This window comes from Nocardioides pymetrozini (assembly GCF_046058985.1).
GTDB lineage: Bacteria > Actinomycetota > Actinomycetes > Propionibacteriales > Nocardioidaceae > Nocardioides.
Window position 1 is genome coordinate 1004592 of the sequence record NZ_CP175556.1, and the last position, 23122, is coordinate 1027713.

Below are 23122 nucleotides of genomic sequence, written 5' to 3' on the forward strand. Positions count from 1 at the left end.
GAGCCGCCGGCGGTGTGGGCGTCTAATCCTCCGTTGCTGCTATGACTGACGCTGTGATCGGACGCATCAGTGGGATCGTCATCGACTGTCCCGACCCGACCGCCCTCGCGGCGTTCTACGAGCCGCTCCTGGGCGCGTCTCGAGTCCACGACTCGGCCGACTGGGTGACCCTCGACGCCGGACCCGGCCTGCCGACCGTTTCCCTCCAGCGGAACGACCGCTTCAGCGCGCCCGACTGGACGACTGGCCAGCCCCCGCAACAGCTGCACCTCGACGTCCTGGTCGACGACCTCGACCAAGCCCAGGAGAAGGTCCTCGCGCTCGGGGCCGTGCTCCTGGAGGGCTCGGACAAGCCGATCGGCTATCGCGTGTACGCCGACCCGGTGGGGCATCCGTTCTGCCTGGTCACCCCGGAGGGTCTCGGCTGAGGTGGCAGCACGTGAAGTGCTGCGGCGCCGGCGCAGGTTCGAAGGCCTCGGTCGTGGCTGGCCTAGCCCACCGCAACCTGTCGGCCGCCGCGTCGATCCGCCCACTTAGACGCAGGTGTCGCCGCCTGAGTGGGACTACCACCTGCAGGGGGTCCGCCGCGGACCAGCGGCGTACCTAGTTCGACCCTGCAAGCGAAGCCGAGGCGGAGATGTGCTCCGCAATCCACTCGCGTCGCTGTTGAAGCGACCACACGGGCAGCGGCGAGTCGTCGTCAGAACCGACGTATTCCGCGGCTTGCTCTAGGTATTCGCCGGTGACTTGCTGAAATGAGCTGTTAGCGAGGACATACTGTTCACGCGCAGGGTCGAGCACGACGCAGCGTGACGCGACGGTCGCCAAGTCGAGGCTCCCTGAAGCGAGACGGCTCTTGATCTCCTCGCAGAATGATTCTGCCGCCGTTGACTCCAAGATCACTGAGATCAACATCTGTGTTGGCACGTTGACGTCGGCCGAGTCCCCAGCGGTGAGGTGCTCCAACACCAGAACTGCGGCTCTTTCGCCCTCCTTGTCGAACAGCTTGTTGCGCAGCGCTGCTGCCGCCTCGGGCAGGGGCCCTTCATTTTTCGACTTCCAGAGCACTTCGATACGCGTCGCGTAGCTCGTACACGAATCCAAGGCATCCTGGAGGTCCTCATATGAAGACGCCCCGGCTAATGCGCGCACAAGCGTAGCGATCCACTTAACTAGGTACCTTCTCCGCGAGACGAACTCTTGACGGCCTTCGTGAACGGCATCCAGCATGGATGCGCCGGCCCTCACCAGGTTGATTGAAACTGGCGCATCAGTGCGGCTCGACTCGGCGTCAGGCGCCAGTTCGCCGTACCTCCTGTTGATGCGCGTGATGACCAGCAGAGACTTGTCATCCTCCTCGGTCAGCACCAGCGATCTCAGAGGCTCGATGTCACCCCTTGACGCCCTAACCAAGGCGTCAGTTAGTTCGCCATCCGCCACGTCACCATCGGGAACCTCAAACACGACGTAGCGGTCGAAGTACGTGCTGTTTTCCATGCGGTTCGGGGCGTCGTTCACAGTCCGCTCCTCACCGTTGAAACGCACCCTGGTGGCGCTGTTCGGCTCCAGCCTCGAGAAGATCGCAATCGCCAACCTCGCCGCATCTTCCCGATCAGATTCGTCGACGATTGCGAAGAACTCCTGCTTCCACGCCTCCTTTGCTGCGCCGTCACTCGAGAGCGCGGCCGCCAACGTTCGAGCCGATCCCTCACCTGTGAGTTCTGCTCGCCATCGTCTCAGTGCGCGGTGCATGTCCGGAAAATGCAGTCGCATGAACGTGACAAGCACGAGGTCGCAAGCATCGAATTCGCCCTGATCAACAATGTCGAAGACATGGCGCAGTTGGGCGAGGTAGCGACCCATCGCGCGGGGAGTGGACAAGCGTTGAATCATCACGTCAGTGACCACTTCGTGGAACACGTCAGTGTTGAGGGAGTCAATCGACCTCTCGTGCAGCGGCAGGGCGTTCAGCCCCTCCAGGAGAAGCCGTATGACCACGGACTCCAGCAAAGGGGGCAGTTGCAATGGATACTGAACGATCTTTTCCATGAACTGCCGGGCGTGGGCTGTCGAGATCGCGTTCGTTAGCCGTGCGGCCGTCAGGGTCTCAGCGAGAGTCTTCTCGTCATAAGCCAGGAGGTAGTCAATCCCCGGGAGCCTCCCGATCAGGCGCACGACCTTCAATAACGTGAGCAACTCGTCGGGAGAGAGTCGGTCGATGTCGTCGACGACGACGAGAATCCTTAGCTCCGCCTCCTTCAGGGACTGTGCGAGCTCCTCAAACACCGACTTCCACGGCTTCTCAAGTTTGGCGCTTAGCCTGTCGGCCGACTCCGCTAGTGCGCCCCCCACAATCGGCACGGCCCCCAGCAGCGGAATAGCCACCTTCCCGTAAGCGCCAAGTCTCTCGTGAACTCTCTTGTTGCCCTCGTCATCCGGAGGTATCGCAGAGGACAAGGCGGCAAAGAACTCTGAGAACAGTTCCTCCTGAGTGGAAGTTGCCCACGGTGTGAAGTAAACGACGTGCCAGTTGCGCCCGAGTTCCCCGAGCGCATCCTCGATCATCGACAGCACCGACGACTTACCGCTGCCCCAAGGCCCTTCCAGGCCATACACAAGGCTCGAATCGATAGCGTGGTTGGCGTCGATGAGGCCAGACTGTTTCAGAGCCCAACCAGCGCGTCCGAACCTATCCTCGTCGGCCGAGGCAATCGCGTCGTCGTTCCAAGGGGCAGACATGGAATCCTCCTGCAAGGCAATGGCCCCGGCGGTAGGCGCCGGGAGACTCTGACGAACCTGATGGCCACATGAAGAGTCTGCCCCAGACGTAGCGCCATCGGCGCTGGCGAGTGCCGGGTAGTTTCCCGGACGCGGGACATCACTGCATCGGGGATGACAGTTGGCCGGTTCCGCGAACAGACGGCCGCACCAGCGCCAGGGAGGCTCCTGCCCGGATCGACGGCGGCGCCATCAGGCAACCCCATCGGCGGTTAGGTCGCTCCCTTCCCTTCTTCAGTTGACGCACTGGGCCTGCCCCATAGCGCCCCTTGCAGGGCTTGGCGCAGCCGATCACTCAACACCACCCGTCGCCCTCGCCGCGCGTAGCGTCGGTCCCCTGACCTCGTCGTGTCGACGGCGAGCACGCCAGGTCACCCCGGCATCGCCGCGGAGAACTCCATGACCAACCAAGACGCGCCTCGCGAGCTGATGCCGTTCCAGCCAGCCCACATGACGCCCGCGCAACTTGCCGCCGTCTCATTCCTCGCCCGCTATTCCGGACCGACCCACCACCTGTACGCCTCCCAGCTGCGCCGGTGGTTCGCCTGGTGCGAGACCAACGGGATCGACGCCTTAATCGGCGTCGAGCGTGCCCACGTCGAGCTCTACATCCGCTCATTGACCGAAAGCGGCCTGATGGCCTCATCGGTGGTCACGATGATGCATGGCGTACGCGGATACTTCCGCTTCGCCCACACCGACGGACTCACGCCGACCGACCCAGCGGTCTACGCCCGACTACCCGAGGTGCATTGCGATGAATCGCGTACCCAAGGGCTCGACCGGCTCGAGCTCATCCGATTCCTTCAGGTCGCTCAGACGATCACCGTCCACCACGGCGCTCTCGCGTATCTCCTCGGTATCAACGCTCTACGAGCCTCGGAGGCGGCGGCGGTCCGGATCGAGGACCACGCCGAGACGCTGCGCGGCCACCGCGTCCTGCACCTAGTCGGCAAGGGCAACAAGCCCGCCACCATGCCAATCACAGTCCCGGTCCTACGAGTCCTTGAGGCAGGCCGAGGCGAGCGAAGTATCGGACCCCTCATCCTGCGCCCGCTCACCGGCAAGCCGGTTGATCGACGTGACGTGTACCGGATGGTCCAGCGCATCGCCCGGGCCGCAGCGATCCCCCGACACATCAGCCCTCACTCGCTGCGCCACGCCGCGATCACCAACGCCCTCGACGCTGGCGTCCCGCTGCGGGACGCCCAGATTCTCGCCCGGCACGCCGACCCGCGAACCACCGAACACTACGACCGTGCCCGAGGAAACCTCGACCGCCACGGCGTCCACTTCCTCACCGCCTACGTCGCAGGCATATAGCTTCCGCGGCACGCCGCCCACACTGGGGGCCCAGCTTCGCCCTCCATAGGCAGGTCAGCAAGTCACTAGATTCCTGCCACAGACCAGTTGCTCGACTACCTGACTGTCGCATCGACGTTGTCATCGGGCGGATCTGTCGGACCTGATTTCTATCCTCATGCTAGAACCGCCGGGGCTCATGCACGACCCGAGCCCAAAGCCGCCTGCCGGTCGAGAGGGGAACGCGATGTCGGAGAAGCAGTACCGCGACAAGATCGTGGCGATCAAAAAGCAGCAGGCCACTGATGAGACGAACCGCGGGAAGGCACGGGTCGCCGCCAGCAAACTTCGCGCCGACGCGGCAAAGGAACTTCAGAAGATCACGCCGCGCACCAGCGCCACCATGGCCCGGACCTACCAGCGCAACGCCGAAAATCTGGAGAAGAGAGCTCAGGCGGAGGACAAGAAGGTGACCGCCCTGTCGGTCAAACTCGGCAAGTCAGCAGGAGACCTGGCAACGGCTGAGGAGTACCTCGCTCGGGAGATCAAGAACACGGCGAAAAAGGAGGAGGATAAGAAGAAGGCTGAGGCTCGAACTAGGGAACAGGCCGATGCACGGCGTCGGCAGAAGGAGAAGAGTCATGCCCGTGAGATCGCCCGGCTCTCCAGCCCGACAGTGCACTACGTGACAGTGCAGCCGCCGACGCCAGAGATTCTCCGAGTCCTCTACTTGACCGCTAACCCTGAAATGGATCTCCGAACCGAAGTCGAGGTCCGTGACGTTCAGCAGGCCGTCAAGCGTGCGCTGCACCGAGATCTCATCGACATTCAGTACCGGCCCGCAGCGACCCCTAAAGACCTACTCGACGGTCTGAACGACGTCCGACCGCACGTTGTCCATTTTTCCGGTCACGCCGGCGATGCTGCGATCTTGTTCGATAATGCCAACGTTGAAGATCCTGAGGGGCGCGACGTTCCATTCGATCTGCTGGCTCGTGCTCTTGGCGCGACCTCTGAACCGCCCGCGCTGCTGGTCCTGAACGGCTGCGACACGCTTGAGGGAGCCGAAGTCTTGCTTGGGGCAACCCCCGTGATCATTGCGATGGCGACCGAGATCAGTGACTTGGCTGCTAGTGCCTTCGCCGCCAGGTTCTACGCCGCGATTGCCTCAGCGCAGCCGATCGGGCCGGCGCTACGCCAAGGCGCGGTCGTGCTGGACCTCATGGGGCTGGACGAGGGTTGGAAGCCAACCCTGCTCTCACGCAACGATCTCGACGTCGACGACCTAGTCCTGGTTCAGGTTGGGGGCTAGCCCTGTGAAATGGGTGCTGGTAGGAGCGAGGCCACTGCCTGGCACAAGCTCACCGGCTATCAGTTCAACATCTGCGAGGCCGAGGGCTGATCGATGTCGATGCACCAGCAGCAGGCGCACGGACGGCCGCTTCTGACGCGTTGCGTCGGACTGCGCAGTTACCGTGCGAGAGTGACTGAAGACTTCGTCCGTGACGTGCACAATCTGCTTGCCGAGATCCGGGGCGTAGCGACCTCGTTGACGATCGGCGGGCCCGGGGCGTTCGCGCGCAACTTCGAACTCAGCGTTGGCGCGTTCTCCCGCGGGCCGGACCTCGCGGTCGGAATGGCTGCACTAATCTCCGTCCGGCGCTTCGAACAGCTCAACGACGCCCGCATCGCCGGTGCGCGTGAGGTGATGGTGTTTCCCAAGGAGGAGCTCCTGCGCAGCTTCCGCCTCCGCAAGGGGGCCGTGCCGGACTGTCTCCATCTGGTCGAGCAGATAATCGACCACGGCATGACAGACGGCGCGCCAGTCCGTGATCTCGTGAAGCGCCACGGCGTTCCCGGCTTCATGATGCTCCTTCAGATCTACAACAAGATCGGCGAAATGCTGGTCGAGGCGGATCCGACGTTGTCGAGCCTGGATGACCTCATGACACGTGAGGCTCTCGCCGACGAGTCCGACTGGTTCAGCAGCAACCTCTGACGGGATCGATTTCGGTGACCTTCGATGCAGGACGACGGAGTCGTCACGGCCCATCAGGGGGTTGAAGGCAGGCAGAGCCATCCCGCAAAGGGGCGACGCGGCGACGTCGAGCCGTGCACGAATCGGTGGTAGCGGATGCAGCCCATACCGCCGCGTACCGGCGGCCATCGTCTGGCAAGAACATCGACTACGCATCGAGTGCTCTATGGACCTACCACCATGCGGCCGAAGCCATATGGTCAACCCGTGTCGAGTCAAGTGCTTCCACCCAAGGCTGAGGCCCATGTCCGACCGCTGGCCTTCTGCGACGGTAACGCGATCTCGCTTGAGGTGAACGGCCTCGACTCCGTCGCAGGTGAAACCGTCACCCTGATTCTGCACGCGACGACTGCAATCGAATCGAGCTGGATAGCTTCGGTTCCGGTGTCGATAGACGCCGCCGGGAGAGGTACCGCGCCCGTTGCCTCAGGGCTCTCCCTCGGGAGGGAAGCTTCGATCTACGTCTGGGGCATTGCCGCGCAGGACGGCACGACACATGTGTTTCCTCAGGTTGCGGTCAGCGTCATGAACCCCGCATCGGCGATCGCCGGCCCGGCAGACGCGCTGGTCGTTCATGAGCGTCTCCTCGACGAGCAAGCTGCCCTCTACCTCCAGCCTCTTGGCGACCGCCAGGCGGCGGAGAGTCTTGAGCATCGTGTGCTTTGCGTCATCGAGGGCCTCTACATGACGACGCGAATGCGCTTGCCCGGGGCAGTCATCGTTCCCGTGCTTGAACGACCTGGCGCGTCGGAGGAGCGATTAATAATCAACGGCCTCCTACAGAAAGAGAGATTCGCAACCCAGTTACCAGAAGCCATCTGGCGAAGTCAGGCAGAAGCACGAAGCCCGCTTACCGTGATGATCTTCCCTGAGGTGTGGGCCCCGACCTACGAGGCGGCCGGAGAGTTGGCAAGAGACCTACGAGATCGGGTCATCGCGCTCATGGCCGTGAACCGAAGCGCAACTGGCCGGCCGCTCTGCATCGTGATTGAGCAGAGACAGTCGGGCAACGCGGTCGTCTCCAAGTGGGCCCTCGAGAGTGAGCACTATGTAGGGAATCTCGCCGGCGGCTTCATCTCGGGTGAGAGTCAGTACGACCTACTGCGGCAGACGCGTGCCGTTGAGCACGACCCGCTCTTGAAGTTGTGCTGCGACCTGTACGGAGAGGCCCTGAGCGAACGGTCCGAGGATGCGCGCTACCTCCGCTTCTGGTCGATCCTAGAGCTTCTCTCTGGTGCGCGGATGCCCTCAAATGTTGTGGTCACCCTCAGGGATGGATCGCCTTGGCCGAATCCAGGGGCTAACACGACCCGAACGGCCACCCCACGCGTCTACCAGTACTTGGCGGTCATCCTGTCGCACAAGCAGATCGATGAGCAGTCGGTGGTCGCGCCAGCCACCGACCTCTACGAGGCGGTGCGGGTTTGGTACGCACGCCGGAATGCTACGGGTCACCACGGACGGTTGGTCGTGGGTGACCCGGGCCAGATGACGCAATCCTGGTATCAATTCGCAGTGCGCTCGGCGGCTGCTACACCCGGCCAGTCCTGGTCGCGGCCGCTTCAGGAGTTTGTGGCGATGAGCATTGACTTCGAGATTGGGCAAAGCACTGCTGCGCTCTAGCGCAAGGACGCATGCGCGGGATGCGTCACTTCGCCGCGAACGTTCCGTGAACAGCCGTTGATCCTCGAGGAGTCGGGCGAATGGTCTTCCATTCAAGGACCAGTGATTCCCGAGGAACCCATGCTTCGTGGCCGTTCACACCGTCGGCCGAGCCCGCGAGGTGTGGCCCGCCGGGCGAGCGCAAGGCCCGAGGTAGGGGGCAGGAGGCCGAGGCACTCGGCCGGCGTGCGGCAATGCATAGACAAGGTCAGACTGCCCCGCGGATTTCTCCGCTAGCCGCTAACGATTAGTCGTCTCAAGGGCAGGATAAGTCGTCAAGCGGCGCCCGAAACAGCTAGCCCGCGCTGGTACTCGGTCCAGCCAGGCCCGACGTAGGTGAAGATGGCCGCGACACTGAAGAGGCCGGTAACGCCTTCGGTCAACTCCGCAACCACGGAGGGCGTGTGCTCACTGGCGAATGGCGCGCCAGCGACTACCAGTACCAGGACAACGAACCAGATCGCGGCGGTGCCGCGAATGGTGGTCGTTGCGTCGGCGAGATCGGTGCCATCGAGCCCTCGCGCGGTCAGTCGCGCCACCCACTGGACGGCAACCCAACTCCCGAGCAGCGGCGGTATGAGAGCGAGCGCGGATGCGACGTCTGAGGACGTGCGCGCCGTCATGGCCGCAATCACGAATGCAACAGAACCGCCGACGGCGCCGACGCCGTACAGAACGCAATGACTTCGGCGTCGGAGTTTGAGAAGCGTGACGTGAGCAGATGCCGCGGCGACCGCGAGAACGAGCGTGAGCCCGGCGAAAGGACCAGCATCTACGGCGCGGTCCCCTCCCATGAACACGACGGTGCACGCAGCGCCGCCAAGCGTCGCGTACCCCAGCCACGTGACGGCGGTGCGTCTCCGGACGCTCAGGTCATTCCAGCGGAGACGATTTCGACACGCATCGACGAGGTCAATGAACACATGCTGTCCTACCCGTCGTTGCAGGCGAGCATGCTGGCTAGGTTTGTTACCGACGTTGGGCACCTTCGAAGCGTTTCATCCGGCACCGACACTCGGATGGACTTGCTGATCACGAACGTTGAGCCAAGCGGCGATCTTGGTTGACCCGGTGACAGCTGCTGTAGGTGTTCGCGCGAAGCCACCTGCGTCCAACCGCCGCAATCGCCCCTCCCGCGTCGTGCCGGGGATGCCCGCGCCGCACCGCCGCCAGCCAGCGCCTCGATCCGCCCGCCTCGTCATGTTGAAGAGCGGGACCAGGGGGCCGGCCAAGTGCCGCTACGCGCCGGCGTGCGACCGACCGGCGGAGCTATCGCGCGGCCGGAGCGAGCACCTTCGACGTGAGGCCAGTGAGCAGCCTCCGGACAACCGGCTGCGGATCGGCCGCGAGAACGCGTGTGCGGTCGAGGAGATGGGCGCGCAGGTACATGTAGGACTGTGGGGGGCGCAGATTCTCGTCCAGGTCAGCGAGCAGAAACGGCGTCGGAAACGTCCGGGCGTTTCGAACCCGGATCACGAAAGCATGGTCGGCGTCGGTGTAGTACCGCTCGAACGCGGTCCTTTCGATGCAGCCGACTCTTCCGTACTGCTTCCATGCCTGCCTGGGCGACATCTTGTCTACGCCTGCGACCTCGAACATCCCAATGACCTGCTGAACTGGAGAGGTCGCATAGATGACGACGTGGGTCACATCGGCGGGGAGGCCCTGCCGGCGGAACTCGACCTGCTTGGACCCATCGAGGATGGCGCGAGCGTAGTTGGGGTGGATGGAGAAGAGCGCTACACGCCCAACCGCTGTGCCAACCATGCTGTCCCTTCCCGCCGGGTCTGAGTGATGGACTGTGGCCACGAGTTGAGGACGCGCCCGCCCATGAGTTCAGATAGTGGTATCGGATCCATGCGGAGGATTCGATCCTGTCTGAACATCACGACCAAGACTTCGTTCCTGCTCGCGAGGTCGTCAATCTCCTGCAGCGAGTAAACGGTCCGGCGCCCGACCGCTGCGACGATCTGCGCCGGATCACGGCTGACCAGGGTGTCCTCGCAGACTCCGACAACATGCACCGCCTTCTCGTCGCTACTCCGATAGAACAGCAACGGGTCGCCGGGCTGCAGGAGGCGCGACGGCGCGTTGCACAAGTACGCCTTCCGGAGAGCGTTTCCGAACGGCTGCGTTGCGAGACCTAGGGTCGCGGGGAACAAGGTGTCCTCCTCGACCGGCTCCGCGTCCGGAAACAGCACCCTATGCCATCGAGGCTCGATCGGGATCACGAAGCTGTTCTGCCCGGTCAGCCGCAGCGCCGGCGGCCCGTACCTCACGTGGTACTCCAAGGCCGATATCGAGGGGTCCTCAACCGGTCTGTGGGGCTTCTCGAAGATGAGCTCGCCTACTGCGGTGCGCACGTCAGGAATCGCTCGGAACCCGAAGTCCTCCAGGAGTGCGATCAACGCCTCCTGTTTCTCTAGCACTGTCACGAATAGACCGGCGTACTGCTCGGCGTGAGCCTGCTCGAAGATCGCCTTGAGGAGCAGTTCGCCGTACTTCTGGCCGCTGTAACCATCCGCAACCTTGAACGTGCACACCTTCAACTGCGGTCCCGGCAGGCCGTGCTCGCCAGTCGGCTCCCGCTTCAAGATTGAGACCGCCGCGTGCTCGCCGTCGCCATCGATTACAAGCGCATCCCGCTGCCCCCGCGCAGCCCTCCTGAACCACTCGGTGAAAACCGAATGCCCGTAGTCCTCCTTGAGGCCATCGAAGATCGGGTCGCCGAGGTTCAGCTCGTGAGTCTTGACGCGCCGCACCGCAGGCGGCGGGTTGGGCAGGTCCGCGTGAAGGGCGCGGAGCATCGCGATGGCATCTGACAGGGTCAACACCCGGTCAGCCACACCCATCCGGCGTGCCTTGCGATGCAAGCCGTCGTCCTGGGTGATCAGATACTCCGCCGCATCACCGACCACCGCTGCGAGCAGCATCTGGTCAACTTCGTCGTTCGAGGCTGGCGCTGGCCTGCCTAGCAGGCTTTCCTGTTGGGCCGATATCGCCGGAGGCGACACCAGTGGCGTGTAGCGCTCGAACAAGGTCAGCCGCGCTCGGCGTCTCTCCGGGTCGCCGATGCGAGCAAAGTCAGTGCGAGATCCCTCATGGGTGCGGACATCATGGTGATGCGTCGTCGCCAACCGCATGAACTGCACGGCCGACTCTGCGCCCGCCTCCAGTTTGTGGCTCAGCGGGTCGCTCGCGATCGCGATGTTGCTGTCGATCAGAAACAGCACACCCGAAGCGTGCACTGCTCAACGCCCGATTTCGGGCATTCGCGACATACGGGCCCTGAAGAACTTGTTCGACCCTCCGCCAAGGTGATGTGTTCCATGGGGATTGCTCGCAAGGCGTCGCCCCGGATCAGCGGCGAACCACGCGCTCGAGGGCCTGCGTCATACCGCCGCCATCAGGCGACGGTCATGGCGGCTCGGAGGTCCCCGTTCCCGGACTAGGCTGAGCCCCATGGCAGCCGGCGCGACGATGCACACGTTTGAAGTCGAGTTGGCCGACACAGACCGCGGCGTCTACGAGGAGTTCACGCTGCGCGCGGCGCGGCATCCTTCAGAGACCGAGGCGTACCTCGTGACGCGCGTGCTCGCCTATTGCCTCGAGCACGAAGAGGGCATCACCTTCAGCGAGGGCATCTCGGCGACCGACGCCCCGGCGGTGCTGGTGCGTGACCTGAGCGGGAAGCTGCTCGCCTGGATCGAGGTCGGCGCACCGGATGCTGCGCGGCTTCACGCGGGCAGCAAGGTTGCCGAGCGCACCACGATCTACACGCACCGCGACCCGGCCAAGGTGCTCGCTCAGTGGTCAGGGGCGAGGATCCACCGCGCCGCCGAGATCGTGCTGCATAGCTTCGATCCCGGGTTCATCGATTCAGCAGTGGACACGATGGAGCGCCGCAACACGATCACGCTCACCGTGACGGAGCGGCAGCTCTACCTGGAACTGAACGGCGTGCACCTCTCCTCGGCGGTCCACGACCACCCGATCAGCTAGCGGGGGCGACGTCCCGTCGCTGATCCGGATGCGCGACTTCCGACGCGCGTCAATGCGCCGCGTCTGGGACAGAAGCGGCGGAGAGCCCGCCCCATGCCGATGTCAGTGCGGTCCGCAGTCGTCGAGGACGGCGGAATCTGCCCGGGATTGCTGACTCCGGTGCGTGCGATCATTCACCTCGTGGACGAGTTGAGGTTCGCCGTCACTGACGCCCGGGGCAGCGTGAGCCTGGACGACGGTTCCCCACGCGACTCGCTGGCGGCCTAGATTGGGTCGAACACCCGGCCCGAGCGGCCCTCATCGCGCTGTAGGACCCGAGGAATGCGCTTCAGTCATGACCTGAATCGCTACGTTGCCTCGATGCGTTCTTAGTCCTCGCGAAGAGCGACATCGGCGTCGTAGACGGCCTTCGGCACGATAACTTCTCAGCCCTCGCGCACCGCGGTGACCTCCGCGCAAGAAAGTAGCTACCGGAGCCAGAGACCGCTATCGCCGTCTAGCCTCTCCGGCATGAGGTTCCTTGTCGCACCGGCGGTGGTGCTGCTCAGTCTCGGCGTGACTGCCTGCGGAGAAGACGAGCCCGAAGCCAGTGGCATCACTATGAACGGGCGGATCGTCGCCAGCGCCGACTACTGCGGCTTCTCGGAGCAGAGCATCGAGAACGACCAGGTTCAGCTCTTCAACGAGTCGAGCGAGGTAATCGCCACTGGTGAGACCGGCACCAACCTCCTCGCCGGCTTCAAAACTCAGGAGTCGATCCCGTCCATCGCCATCGGGATCGATGACCCATGCGTGCTGTCGTTCAAGATCGAGGAAGTTCCCGACGCCAAGTTCTACACAGTGCGGGTCGGCGACGAATCGAGCGAGGCATGGTCCCGCAAGGAACTGGAGAAGAACGACTTCAAGCCTGAGACGGAGATCGGCAACGCAGTTGTTATGGTCCGGACCCGCGAGGACTTTTGCGATCAGATGGAGCGGCTGAATGACAGCCTCGGCCAGCCCGAGAAGATCGACGATGACGAGGGCCAGTCATGGGACGGATGGCTCGCGACGGCACAGGAAGTTGCGCTCGCTTTCCAGATGGCGCGAGTGCTAGACGGCGTGGCTGAAGCTTCCGAGACCGAGATGTACGACTTCGCGCTGAAGTTGGAGGCAATGAAGTACGACGAGTGGTCCGACGTCGATCAACTGAACAAGGCGGCTGCTGCGGTCAACGCCGTGGCGCCAACACTGCTCAACAAGTACGACTGTGACCTTGTCTGGCCGGACCACAACTACGTGCCGGACTGATCTGGGTCGGACGGAGGCTGGTTCCGGTCTGACGGCCAGTTAGGCGTCCCCCAGATGCCACCCAGCTGCGGCCCTTCTCGGATGGCCCACCTCTCAAAGGCAGCCAAGAGCGCATAAAACGCCGCTGGCCGAGCCCAGGGGCGCTGGAGATGACCCGCCACAGCACTCACCAGGTCCGGGTCGGTGAGCGTCGGTAGCGCCTCGATGAGGACAGGCATGGCCGCCCGTTCATCGAAGCGAGACTGACCGAAGAATTCGGGCTTGCTGACGAACCGTCCGAGGTCCTCGCCTCCCTCGACGCCAGCCTCCGCGAGCCGTGCTCGCAGCCGCGCCCACTCGTCCACGGGAAGGATTCTGGCAGGCGGATGGTCGAGCCATCCAGGTTGGACGAGCACGGCTCTTCCATGATCCGCTCCGGTCATGCCGAGGAGCGGCTGACTATGCAAGCCTGCAATCATGTGGAAAGTACGCAGAGAGGCTCGTGAACGCGAAAGGCTGTTGCGCGGGCGGTCTCAGGTCAAGGTGCGTTTCTCGAAGAGTCAGGCCGCTGCCAGTCTGTGGGACTACGCGGAGGACGAACTGGCCGAGCGCGCCTTGCAGATGAGCGACGCTGACCTGGAACGTATCCAGGCGATCGCGGCCCACTACGAGAGCCCTTTGTACCCGCTCCCAGTAGAGGGGCAGCGGATCAGTCACAATCACGTCTGCGCCCTAGCGGCCATCACCTATTTCGAGGGCCACCTTCGACCGCTCGCCCGTAACCGGCGGCGCCCGGAGAAGGACAGGCCGGAGCGTTTCACCCCGGCTCCTCTGCCGCCCGGCTACGGTTTGTAGAGCGGCTAGCAAGATCCGCCGATGCGGTTGTTCATGCCTGGCGCATGTGCGCTACCGGTCGTGAAGGACGCGCTCTTCGATCACGGTCGCGGAACGTGCAGCTACGAGCATCGAACTCTGAGCACTGCCAACCTCCGCGTCCCAGGCCCACATTCGGGCGTGCTCTGGGGCGTCTAAGTAGGGCCGAGCACTGGCCTCCTCCTCGGGCAGCACTGGCCTGAACACGGGCCAGTTGAAGTGGTCTCCGATCACGGCGAACTCGACCTCGTCGAAGCGCACCTCGACCTCGTGGTGATAGGTCAGGTCGTTGTCGGCAATCAGCACAAGTTGGCCCGCGGCCCAGGAGTGGACGGCCCACTCAGCCCATCGCTCGTTGAGACGCGAGAGATCCATGCCCCGAGCATAGGCGTCGCTCATTCTGGCCAGGTGTGGGCAATGCATCCCAGCAACCGAAGTCGTGAGCACGGCAGCGAACCCTCGGCGCCTAGTCGCTCACCCAACCCGGCAAATCGAGAGGGGTTTCGGCGCGGTTGACTCTGCGTCCCACGGCATGCCTACTGATGTTGAGCGCCGCGTTAGATTCTCGCGTGTTGCGGACAGTACCTGGCATGACGTACTGGCGTTCGCTGATCGCGACCACAGCTGTGGCCACCACGATGGCAATCTCTGGCCTCCTCGCGAGCGGGGCTGGCGCCGTTGAGCTCGAGCGGTCGAACGGCGAGGTAGCCCGGCTGTTGAGTGCTGAGCTGGAGCGGCATCCGGGTGGAGTGGTGAGAGGCAACGAGATCCGCTACTCGACGGGCGAGACGTTCGTCGCGGTCGAAGCAGGAACGTTCTCGCTCTCCCAGTGCACCAGCGGCAGGTTCTGCGGATGGGCCCAGTCGAACTACTCCGGCAGCTTCTACTACACAACAGGGACGGGGGTGACCAAGACGCTCAGTTGGACAGCCCGGTCCTACTCCAACAACCGTGCCCAGGGGGCGCGCCTCTACGACAGCACGGGCTCATCGTCGGTGTGCTTCACGCCTGGACAGGATCGGGCGACCATCGGGTCGAGCTACTACTCGCCAGACAAGGTGTTCCTGTCGAGTACTGCGAGTTGCTGAGCTCTGCCTCTCCCGCCTGTCGTAGCCTCGGGGCGTGACGACGGGGAGAGGCGTGGATGGAGGCGTCTGAGTTCGAGGCGTTCTTCCGCAGCATGTTCCCCAAGCTCGTGCGTTATGCCCAGCGGCGAGTCGACCCGGAACAAGCCGAGGATCTCGCGGCCACCGCACTGCAGACGATCTGGGTGAAGAACCTCCCCTCATGTCGAGACGAGGTCGAGGAACGACAGCTCCAGAGCTTGGCCTACCGGGTTGTCGACGGTCTCTCACGGAATGCGTGGCGCAAGGACCGCGCATCTCGAGGGCTCGTGGAGAAGCTCAGTGGTCACGCGGCCACCGCGGTGCCCGACGTCGCCGACGAGGTGAGTGGCGAGAGCTGGCCAGAATGGGCCACGCCGCTGTCACTGACCGACCGCGAGGTGCTTGACTTGCTGGTCGACGGCTACCGGGTCGCCGAGATCGCCGTCATTCTCGGTTGCACGCCGGCCGCCGTGACGATGCGACTGCAACGTGCCAAGAAGAACGCCCGCCGACTCTGGATGAGGGAGGTGACGCGTCATGAAGAGGAACGATCCGGAGACCGTCGCTGACGAGCTCCGTCGCGAGCTGCTGGAAGTCGGAGCCGTCCCGCGCGAGCTCACCCCTCTGCCCGGCCAGGCCGAGCGGGCCGAACAAGCGCTCCAGCGGATCATCGCCGTTCCGCAGGAACAGCCCCCTCAGAGGATCCCGCCCCCGCGCCACCAACGTCCCCGAACCCACCAGCGAGTCATCCGAGGGACCCTGTTGACTGCCGCGGCTGCGGCGGCCGCCGTGGCGCTGGTCGTCGCGCAGCCACAGCAAGCCGTGCCCCCCATCCATGCGGCCACTCCTCCTCTGCTCGCCTTCGAGAACACCGACCCCGGCAGCATTCCCACCGATGGCGCCCCTGCCGCCGCCGCGCTCCAGCGGTTGGCATCGCTCGCCGATCAGCAGACGCCTCCAGCACCGCTGCCCGTGCAGCATGTATCCGTCGAGGCGTGGTGGGCAGCGACTGGTGAGGAGGCCGACGGCACGACCACCAGCGTGCTGGAACCGGTCGAACGAGACTCGTACTTCCAACCCGATGGAACGATGCGATCCATCGAACGCCGCGGCGCCCCCCTCGTGGAGGGACGCCTGGAGGCCGAGGGCGAAGGCGAGACGATCGCCGACGAGTCCTTCGCAAGCATGGATCCCGGACCCGGGTACGCCGACAGCCTCCCCGTCGAGCCCGACGCGCTCGCGACGAGGCTCGCGACTGCACACGACCCTTCTTCGTGCTCGCAGACGTCGGGGGCATGCCTCATGAGCGACGTGGTCGACCTGTTCCACAACTACGTCATCTCGCCGCAGCTCACGAGTGCCCTCTGGCGGGTGCTGTCCACCGATCCCACCATCACCTACCTGGGAGAGTCGCGCGACCGGCTGGGACGGCCCGCCGATGTGTTCTCGACCCCGGGAGAGGACGGCGTGAGTCAGAGGCTGTTGCTCATCTCGCCGACCACGGGTGCCTATCTGGGCGAGGAAGTCGTCCTGACAGAGCCGTCGGACCTGTATGACTTCCGGCCGCCGGCCGTCGTTTCATTCAGCGCGCTGGTCGAGTCCGAGCGGGTCGGTACGACATCCCTGCCACCCGGTCGCTGACCGATCCGAACTGCTCGGTGGTTCGGGATCAGCCGTCAGACAAGGCATTTCCCGGAGCGGATGCGTCGAGCGGGTCGTGGCCCCCCGAGAGAGCAGGGCCACGACCCGGATCCCTCAGCTGTCGCCGGCGACGCGAGCGACGTGGAGGATCTCCCTGTTCCCATGGCCGGGCGCGGCGATGAGCTCGCTGATCGAGATGGCGTCGCCGGCGCAGATGGGGGTGGACAGGACGGAGACCTTCTCTGGATCGACCTCCATGTCGATCCGGTAGGCCTTCTCGAGCCCCTTGCCGGGTGTCCAGCGCATGAGGGTGCTCTCCATCTGGCGCAGGATCCACAGGGCATCGCCGCACCAGGTTAGCGAGCCGGTGGTCCCATAGCCCAGGGACTGCTGCTCGCCGCCGTCCTCGCGGAGGAAGACCTCGGCGACCTCGATCTGCTGAGGGTCGGGAACCTCGCTCCAGATGGCGCCGTCGCCCGCGAGCGGCATCGCTTCCCAGACCCGGCACGGACCCGGGCCGTCGACGTCGACAGGCTCGTCGTCGCCCCGCCGGACCCGGGCGGTGCCGCACGATCCCTCGTCGTTGTTCTCGAACCGGACGTACCCGTATCCCCAGGGCGACTGCTTGACCTGGTGCATCCCTTGGCCTCGGGGAACGCAGTCCACGGGTGTGCCGCGAAGGTTCGTGAGGTCTGCCTCGGTGATGCAGAACGATCGGCGCTCACCGTGCGCGCCGTACGTCAGGACGCCATGCCCGATCGACCAGAGACCTTCCCACAGGTCGGGTGCATCGGGGCCGAGGCGCCGAGTGGTTCCCGATTCCAGGTCGATCAGCGACATGCGTTCGTCGGACATGTTGACCGGGTCGGCGCTGGCGATCACCAGGTAGGGCGGAGCCAGGACGACGTTGCTCACCTCGAACCCGGCAGGTGCCGGGTACCGACCCAGCTCCTTCGTCGCCGTCCCATTGCGCACGACGACCGACTTCCTGTCGGCGGTTCGCGACACGACGTACGCACTCGATGCTGCTTGAGGGCTCTCGTCATCAGGTAGCTCCGGGAGGGCTGTCCACGCCAGATCCGTGGCGTCCGGTGCAGGACCAGGGGTTCCGGTGGCGGCACCGCTCGTGGCCTGGGTGGGGGAGCCGTCAGGTGCGCCCGTCGGCCTGCCGCCGTCGTCGGCGGAACAGCCGGCTGCCGCGACCGTAGCCGCGACAGCCAGACCGACCGCAAGGTGACGCAGGCGCATCAGACCCCGATGTTGTGCTGGAAGTGGTCCAGGTTGGCCAGATATGAGTTCTTGGCCCAGCGCCGCTGCTTGCGGTCGACGTAGGGCCGGGTCGGGCTGAAGTACTGCGGGTTCCACGGCTCGTAGTAGAGCAGCTGCCACGAGTCGGTCTTGGCTGATTCGAAGTCCCACCCACGCCCGAGCTGGAAGTGACCGGATCCGTCGCCGTCGAGATACGGGAAGAACTTCTTGAGCAACACCGGATGCAGGATGACGGGGGTGCGCCACGTCGAGTAGTGGTTGACGTTCAGCTTGTACCACTGGGCGTAGGTGTAGCCACCGATGTCCTTCGTGACGTAGGCGGCGTCCTGCTGGGTGACCCATCGAGCGGGGTCGGCGTAGTTGTTGGCGACCCGCACCATGTCGGTGATGGCCGTCCCACTGGTGGTGGTGCCCAGACGCGACGCCCAGGTTGCCTGCGAGACCTTGGGGTTGTTGCCGTAGTTCCACGCCATCATCTGCATGGTTGTCGGCCCGCACCAGTACTTCTGGTGCTGGTCCTCCACGCGATCCTGCAAGATCGCCCCTTGCTCGGGAAAGGTGGTCCCGCCGATGACGGCGTTCGCGAGAACGCCACCCTTGTCCTTCTTGCGAACGGCCTTGACCGACACCGGGTCTGGGCCCAGGCGGAGCTCCTCGAGCGCGATGAACTTGTCGATGCCGGCGGCCGCGTCCTCGAGCTCACGCCGCTCGGCCGCTGCTCGCTCGTCAGGACTCATCGCCGCGGCGCGGGCGATGATGCCGTCGAGCGACAGGTCACCGGTCTCCTCGGCCCCAGCTGCCCGGAGCGATCGCGTGTCGACGATCTTCGAGGTCATCTCGGCCTGAATGGCGGCTTCACTCGAGCGAGTCCATCCGTAGCCGAGGCAGTAGCGGGCACTCTCCAGGAACTCCGCGCACCTGAAGGTCGCGGCCACCTGCTGGCTGGGATCGGTGCCGGAGGTCTTGGCGAGGCTCGCGGCCGACGACTCGCTGACGACACGGTCGATCTCCGCGCGGACCGCAGCATTGCTCGGTCGCTCCGCGGCGAGCGAGGGGGCATCGACAGCTTCGTCGGCGCCCGCAGGCGGCGGGACCGCGGCGACCGAGAAGGTCATCGCGAGAGCCGCCGCGGCCGCCGCAGCGGAGGGAAGGGAATGTAGGCGCATCAAGCGTCTCCTTCGTGAAGAACCGGACACACCACGACAGACGGTCACAGCGCGACCTGATCGCTGCCGAGACTGCCCCCGCTCCTGCGTGGGAAGCCACCACGGTTGGGTGCCTCGCTAGGGAGATGTCACCTAAGCATCGGAAACTAACGGCGCGATCTCAGAGCGTGGGACTCCGGCGACCGCTGCGCCGCTGTCCCAGGGCGCCGGGAGAGGCGGAGTGGTGGTTTCGAGGCTCGTCGCTGGCGCTCCTCGCGCCTCAACCACCGGCGTGGGGTGGTTTCGAGGCTCGTCGCTGGCGCTCCTCGCGCCTCAACCACTGAGGGACTCGCGCCTCAACCACGGAAGGAGGGGCGGGCGTTGCGGGTTGCTGGATGATGGCAGGGTGAACCGTCTCGGTGCCGCGACCAGCCCGTACCTCCTCCAGCACGCCGACAACCCCGTCGACTGGTGGGAGTGGGGGCCGGAGGCGTTCGAGGAGGCGAGGCGACGCAACGTCCCGATCCTGCTGAGTGTCGGCTACGCCGCCTGCCACTGGTGCCACGTGATGGCGCATGAGTCCTTCGAGGACCGGGCCACGGCGGAATATCTCAACGCGCACTTCGTCAGCATCAAGGTGGACCGGGAGGAGCGGCCGGACGTCGACGCGGTCTACATGCAGGCGACCACCGCGATGACCGGGCAGGGCGGGTGGCCGATGACGGTGGTGATGGACCACGACGGGGCGCCGTTCTTCGCGGGCACCTACTTCCCCGACCAGCCGCGGCACGGCTCGCCGTCGTTCACGCAGGTGCTGCAGGCGCTGAGCGGGGCGTGGGCCGACCGCGCCGACGACGTACGACGCACCGCGGCGAGCGTCGCGGAGCACCTGCGTCGTGACGCCAGCATGCCGTCGTACGCGCTGACCGCCGAGCGGATCGACAGCGCGGTCGCGGGCCTGGCGCAGGAGTTCGACCCGATGGCGGGCGGGTTCGGTGACGCGCCGAAGTTCCCGCCGACGATGGTGCTGGAGTTCCTGCGCCGCTACCGGGGCGAGTCGGAGCAGCAGGCGCGGCACATGCTGGCGCGCACGGCCGCCGCGATGGCGGGCAGCGGCATGTACGACCAGGTCGGCGGCGGGTTCGCGCGCTACGCGGTCGACCGGGGCTGGGTGGTGCCGCACTTCGAGAAGATGCTCTACGACAACGCCCAGCTGCTCGGTCTCTACGCGCGCCTCGGCACCGAGCTGGGCGACCGGGTCGCGACCGAGACGGCCGACTTCCTGCTGCGCGAGCTGCGCACCGCCGAGGGCGGCTTCGCCTCGGCGCTCGACGCCGACAGCCCGGCCGAGCCGGGCGGGCACGCGGAGGAGGGCACGTTCTACGTCTGGACGCCGACCCAGCTGGTGGCGGTGCTCGGGCCCGACGACGGCGCCTGGGCGGCCGAGATCTTCGGCGTCACCGCCGAGGGCACCTTCGAGCACGGTACGTCGACCCTGCAGCTGCGCCACTTCCCCCAGGACGAGGTGGAGCGCACCCGCCTCGCCGAGATCCGCCGCCGCCTGCTCGCCGCCCGCGAGGAGCGCCCGCGCCCCGCCCGCGACGACAAGGTCGTCGCGGCCTGGAACGGGCTCGCCCTCTCCGGACTGGTCGACGCGGCGCGCCGGCTCGGCCGGCCCGACTATCTCGCGGCCGCCGTCGAGGTGGGGGAGCTGCTCGAGCGCCTGCACGTGCGCGACGGGCGGATCCTCCGGGTCTCCCGCGACGGCGTGGCGGGCGCCCACGCGGGCGTGCTGGAGGACTACGGCTGCGTGGCCTCCGGGCTCCTCGCGCTCACCCAGGCCACCGCCGACCCGCGTTGGCTGCGGCTCGCGACCGGGCTCCTCGACACCGCTCTCGACGGCTTCGCCGCCCCGGACGGCGGCTTCTTCGACACCATCGCGGACGCCGAGGCGCTCGTGGCGCGCCCGCGCGATCCGGGCGACAACGCCTCGCCGAGCGGGCTCAGCAGTCTCGTGCACGCGCTGGTCGAGGCCCACGCCCTCACCGGCGAGGGCCGCTACCGCGACGCGGCCGAAGCAGCGCTGGCCACCGTCGCCGTGATCGCCGACAAGGCGCCCCGGTTCGCGGGCTGGTCCCTGGCCGCCGCCGTCACCATGCTCGACGGGCCGCTGGAGGTCGCCGTCGTCGGGCCGCCGGGGGACCAGCGCGACGCCCTCGTGGCCCGGGCGCTCGAGCTGCCCGGTGCCGTGGTGGTCGCCGCGAACGACGCCACCGACGCCATCCCGCTGCTCAGCGGTCGCACACCGGTCGACGGTCGCCCGGCGGCGTACGTCTGCCGCGGCTTCGTCTGCGAGCGGCCGGTGACCGAGCCCGAGGGGATCGGGTGACCGAGCGCACCCGGTCGGTGGCCGTGCTGGCGCTCAGCGCGGTGCTGTTCGTCGTCGTACTGGTCATCGGTCCCGGCAGCGAGATGGCCGCGCTGCGACGGATCCTCGGCCTCGGCAACGACCCGCTCGGCCGGCCCGCCGACGTGCCGCCCGGCGGCGTGCACGCCTTCCTCGAGCACCAGCCCGGCCGGCCCGACGAGCCGGTGACCTGGGACCCGTGCCGGGAGATCCGCTACGAGGTCAACCCCGACCAGGCGCCCGACGACGCCGACGAGACCGTCGCGTTCGTCCGGGACGCGGTCGAGGAGGTCGCCGCCGTCACCGGGCTGACCTTCAGCTACGAGGGGCTCAGCGACCGCCGCCCCGACCCGCAGGGCGACGTCCTCCTCACCGCTCGCCCCGACCCGGTGCTGGTGGCGTGGGCCGACGACGACGAGGTCGACGAGCTGGACGGCGACGTCGCCGGAGTCGGCGGCGCCACCGCTCGCTCGTACGACGGCGACGCATGGCTGTGGTTCGTCACCGGCGGCGTCACCCTCGACGTGCAGGCCTTCGACCGCCTCGCCGACGGGCCCGACGGCCTGGCCGAGCGCCGGGCGATCCTGCTCCACGAGCTCGGGCACGTCGTCGGCCTCGGTCACGTCGACTCGCCCGCCGAGTTGATGTACGCCGACAGCGTCGGCCAGCGCGAGTTCGGGTTAGGGGACCTCAACGGTCTCGCCGCACTCGGCCGCGGGCGGTGCCGATGAGCCCCTGGCGGTCCGTGCGGCCCGAGCCCGGCCGCTTCCACGACGAGGGGAGCGACGACCCGCCGCGCATCGTGCTGGAGCGGATCGAGTCGGGCGACCTGCACCGGCGCACCGAGCGGTTCCGGATGATGCACCGCATCGCCTACCGCGACCGGGAGTACGGCGACCTGCTGGTGCCCGCCGACCTCGGGACGTTCGAGAGCGACCTGACGTCGGTGCCGACGATCTTCACCTGGCTGGTGCCGCGCACCGGGCGGCACCTGCCGCCGGCCCTGCTGCACGACGGGCTCGTGCACGGGCCGGACGAGCCGGCGAGCTATGTCTCGGTAGAGGGGCACGTGCTCGACCGGGTCGCGGCGGACCGGGTGTTCCGGGCGGCGATGCGCGACACCGACACCGGGCCGGTGCTCAGCTGGCTGATCTGGTCGGCCGTCACGCTGTCGACCATCTGGCACGGCTCGGCGTCCTGGAGCCCCGCCCGCCACCTGCGCTACCGGCTCCCGGCGCTGGCTACGGTCGTGGCGGTCGCCGTCCTCGGGGTGCTGGCCACCCTGGACCTCTTCGACGTCCTCGACGGGGTGCCCTGGATGGGGCATCGCTCCTTCGCGATGGAGCTCCTCGGCGGCCTGGCCGGCGCGGTCGTCGTACCCTTCCTGCTCGGCCTCACCTGGGGGCGGTTCGCGGTGGCCGGCGTCGTGACCGGCGTCGCCCTCGCCGTACTGCTCCACGTCAGCGCCGCGCTCCTCCTCATCACGCTCGCCTACCAGGCGGCGGAGTGGGTCGCGCGCCGCCGCCCGGTCGCGGCCATCGTGATCGCGGGCGTCGTGGTCGCCGCCCATGTGGTGCTGATCCTGTTGTTCCTGGGCCCATTCCGATCCACCTGAGCGCGCAGTAGGTTC

General features: G+C 66.2%; 21 protein-coding genes. 14 read left to right on the forward strand and 7 right to left on the reverse strand.

The annotated features are described in order from the left end of the window. Positions 1–41 precede the first annotated feature (41 nt). The gene (locus ACJ5H2_RS04905; protein ID WP_408898450.1) at positions 42–428 is read left to right on the forward strand and encodes a VOC family protein; all 387 of its coding nucleotides are present in this window, start codon (positions 42–44) and stop codon (positions 426–428) included. Between the two features lie 175 nt (positions 429–603). On the opposite strand, the gene ACJ5H2_RS04910 is transcribed toward ACJ5H2_RS04905, so the two are convergent. Next, complete coding sequence (locus tag ACJ5H2_RS04910; RefSeq protein ID WP_408898451.1) at positions 604–2739, reverse strand: P-loop NTPase fold protein; 2136 nt, start codon at positions 2737–2739, stop codon at positions 604–606. Positions 2740–3177: 438 nt separating this feature from the next. Here ACJ5H2_RS04910 and ACJ5H2_RS04915 point away from each other — a divergent pair, with 438 nt between their 5' ends. The 4 genes from ACJ5H2_RS04915 to ACJ5H2_RS04930 all read left to right on the forward strand — a co-directional run bounded on the left by ACJ5H2_RS04915 (position 3178) and on the right by ACJ5H2_RS04930 (position 7741). After that, positions 3178–4101, forward strand: a complete 924-nt coding sequence (locus tag ACJ5H2_RS04915; RefSeq protein WP_408898452.1) for a tyrosine-type recombinase/integrase — start codon at positions 3178–3180, stop codon at positions 4099–4101. Between the two features lie 226 nt (positions 4102–4327). Beyond that, positions 4328–5392, forward strand: coding sequence for a CHAT domain-containing protein (locus ACJ5H2_RS04920; protein WP_408898453.1), 1065 nt, complete (start codon positions 4328–4330; stop codon positions 5390–5392). 171 nt (positions 5393–5563) lie between these two features. Further along, positions 5564–6079: a hypothetical protein gene (locus tag ACJ5H2_RS04925; protein ID WP_408898454.1), complete on the forward strand. Its 516-nt coding sequence runs from the start codon at positions 5564–5566 to the stop codon at positions 6077–6079. Positions 6080–6325: 246 nt separating this feature from the next. Then, the gene (locus tag ACJ5H2_RS04930) at positions 6326–7741 is read left to right on the forward strand and encodes a hypothetical protein (protein ID WP_408898455.1); all 1416 of its coding nucleotides are present in this window, start codon (positions 6326–6328) and stop codon (positions 7739–7741) included. A 314-nt stretch (positions 7742–8055) separates the two neighbouring features. On the opposite strand, the gene ACJ5H2_RS04935 is transcribed toward ACJ5H2_RS04930, so the two are convergent. The 3 genes from ACJ5H2_RS04935 to ACJ5H2_RS04945 all read right to left on the reverse strand — a co-directional run bounded on the left by ACJ5H2_RS04935 (position 8056) and on the right by ACJ5H2_RS04945 (position 11013). Beyond that, positions 8056–8703 carry a hypothetical protein gene (locus ACJ5H2_RS04935; protein WP_408898456.1) on the reverse strand — a complete coding sequence of 216 codons (648 nt, stop codon included), beginning with the start codon at positions 8701–8703 and terminating at the stop codon, positions 8056–8058. A 346-nt stretch (positions 8704–9049) separates the two neighbouring features. After that, on the reverse strand, positions 9050–9547 hold the full coding sequence (locus tag ACJ5H2_RS04940; protein ID WP_408898457.1) for an ASCH domain-containing protein: 498 nt from the start codon (positions 9545–9547) through the stop codon (positions 9050–9052). Further along, complete coding sequence (locus tag ACJ5H2_RS04945; RefSeq protein WP_408898458.1) at positions 9520–11013, reverse strand: GNAT family N-acetyltransferase; 1494 nt, start codon at positions 11011–11013, stop codon at positions 9520–9522. Before ACJ5H2_RS04945 ends, ACJ5H2_RS04940 begins: the two co-directional genes overlap by 28 nt. A 229-nt stretch (positions 11014–11242) precedes the next feature. Here ACJ5H2_RS04945 and ACJ5H2_RS04950 point away from each other — a divergent pair, with 229 nt between their 5' ends. The 3 genes from ACJ5H2_RS04950 (at position 11243) to ACJ5H2_RS04960 (ending at position 13906) form a co-directional block, all read left to right on the forward strand. Beyond that, positions 11243–11782, forward strand: a complete 540-nt coding sequence (locus ACJ5H2_RS04950) for a YaeQ family protein (protein WP_408898459.1) — start codon at positions 11243–11245, stop codon at positions 11780–11782. A gap of 510 nt (positions 11783–12292) precedes the next feature. Continuing rightward, the gene (locus ACJ5H2_RS04955; protein ID WP_408898460.1) at positions 12293–13072 is read left to right on the forward strand and encodes a hypothetical protein; all 780 of its coding nucleotides are present in this window, start codon (positions 12293–12295) and stop codon (positions 13070–13072) included. 456 nt (positions 13073–13528) lie between these two features. After that, positions 13529–13906: a hypothetical protein gene (locus ACJ5H2_RS04960; RefSeq protein ID WP_408898461.1), complete on the forward strand. Its 378-nt coding sequence runs from the start codon at positions 13529–13531 to the stop codon at positions 13904–13906. 51 nt (positions 13907–13957) lie between these two features. Here ACJ5H2_RS04960 and ACJ5H2_RS04965 read toward each other — a convergent pair whose 3' ends face one another. Further along, positions 13958–14299: a hypothetical protein gene (locus ACJ5H2_RS04965; protein ID WP_408898462.1), complete on the reverse strand. Its 342-nt coding sequence runs from the start codon at positions 14297–14299 to the stop codon at positions 13958–13960. Between the two features lie 215 nt (positions 14300–14514). Between ACJ5H2_RS04965 and ACJ5H2_RS04970 the strand changes: the two genes are divergently transcribed. Genes ACJ5H2_RS04970 through ACJ5H2_RS04980 form a run of 3 tightly spaced genes read left to right on the forward strand, consistent with a single transcriptional unit; the run spans position 14515 to position 16671 of the window. Further along, on the forward strand, positions 14515–15012 hold the full coding sequence (locus ACJ5H2_RS04970) for a peptidase inhibitor family I36 protein (RefSeq protein ID WP_408898463.1): 498 nt from the start codon (positions 14515–14517) through the stop codon (positions 15010–15012). 56 nt (positions 15013–15068) lie between these two features. Continuing rightward, positions 15069–15599: an RNA polymerase sigma factor gene (locus tag ACJ5H2_RS04975; protein ID WP_408898464.1), complete on the forward strand. Its 531-nt coding sequence runs from the start codon at positions 15069–15071 to the stop codon at positions 15597–15599. Then, positions 15568–16671: a CU044_5270 family protein gene (locus ACJ5H2_RS04980; RefSeq protein ID WP_408898465.1), complete on the forward strand. Its 1104-nt coding sequence runs from the start codon at positions 15568–15570 to the stop codon at positions 16669–16671. The genes ACJ5H2_RS04975 and ACJ5H2_RS04980 overlap by 32 nt, the downstream gene beginning before the upstream one ends. Before the next feature lie 114 nt (positions 16672–16785). Here ACJ5H2_RS04980 and ACJ5H2_RS04985 read toward each other — a convergent pair whose 3' ends face one another. Further along, on the reverse strand, positions 16786–17919 hold the full coding sequence (locus ACJ5H2_RS04985) for a hypothetical protein (RefSeq protein ID WP_408898466.1): 1134 nt from the start codon (positions 17917–17919) through the stop codon (positions 16786–16788). Then, positions 17919–19106 (reverse strand): C39 family peptidase, encoded by a 1188-nt coding sequence (locus tag ACJ5H2_RS04990; RefSeq protein ID WP_408898467.1) that lies wholly within the window; start codon positions 19104–19106, stop codon positions 17919–17921. Before ACJ5H2_RS04990 ends, ACJ5H2_RS04985 begins: the two co-directional genes overlap by 1 nt. A gap of 385 nt (positions 19107–19491) precedes the next feature. Here ACJ5H2_RS04990 and ACJ5H2_RS04995 point away from each other — a divergent pair, with 385 nt between their 5' ends. From ACJ5H2_RS04995 to ACJ5H2_RS05005, 3 genes are read left to right on the forward strand one after another with little or no spacing between them, the layout of a single operon-like run. Next, entirely contained in the window at positions 19492–21474 is a 1983-nt protein-coding gene (locus ACJ5H2_RS04995; RefSeq protein ID WP_408898468.1) for a thioredoxin domain-containing protein, read from the forward strand. Then, positions 21471–22223, forward strand: coding sequence for a hypothetical protein (locus tag ACJ5H2_RS05000; RefSeq protein WP_408898469.1), 753 nt, complete (start codon positions 21471–21473; stop codon positions 22221–22223). The genes ACJ5H2_RS04995 and ACJ5H2_RS05000 overlap by 4 nt, the downstream gene beginning before the upstream one ends. Next, entirely contained in the window at positions 22220–23107 is an 888-nt protein-coding gene (locus ACJ5H2_RS05005) for a DUF1353 domain-containing protein (RefSeq protein ID WP_408898470.1), read from the forward strand. Before ACJ5H2_RS05000 ends, ACJ5H2_RS05005 begins: the two co-directional genes overlap by 4 nt. Positions 23108–23122 lie beyond the last annotated feature (15 nt).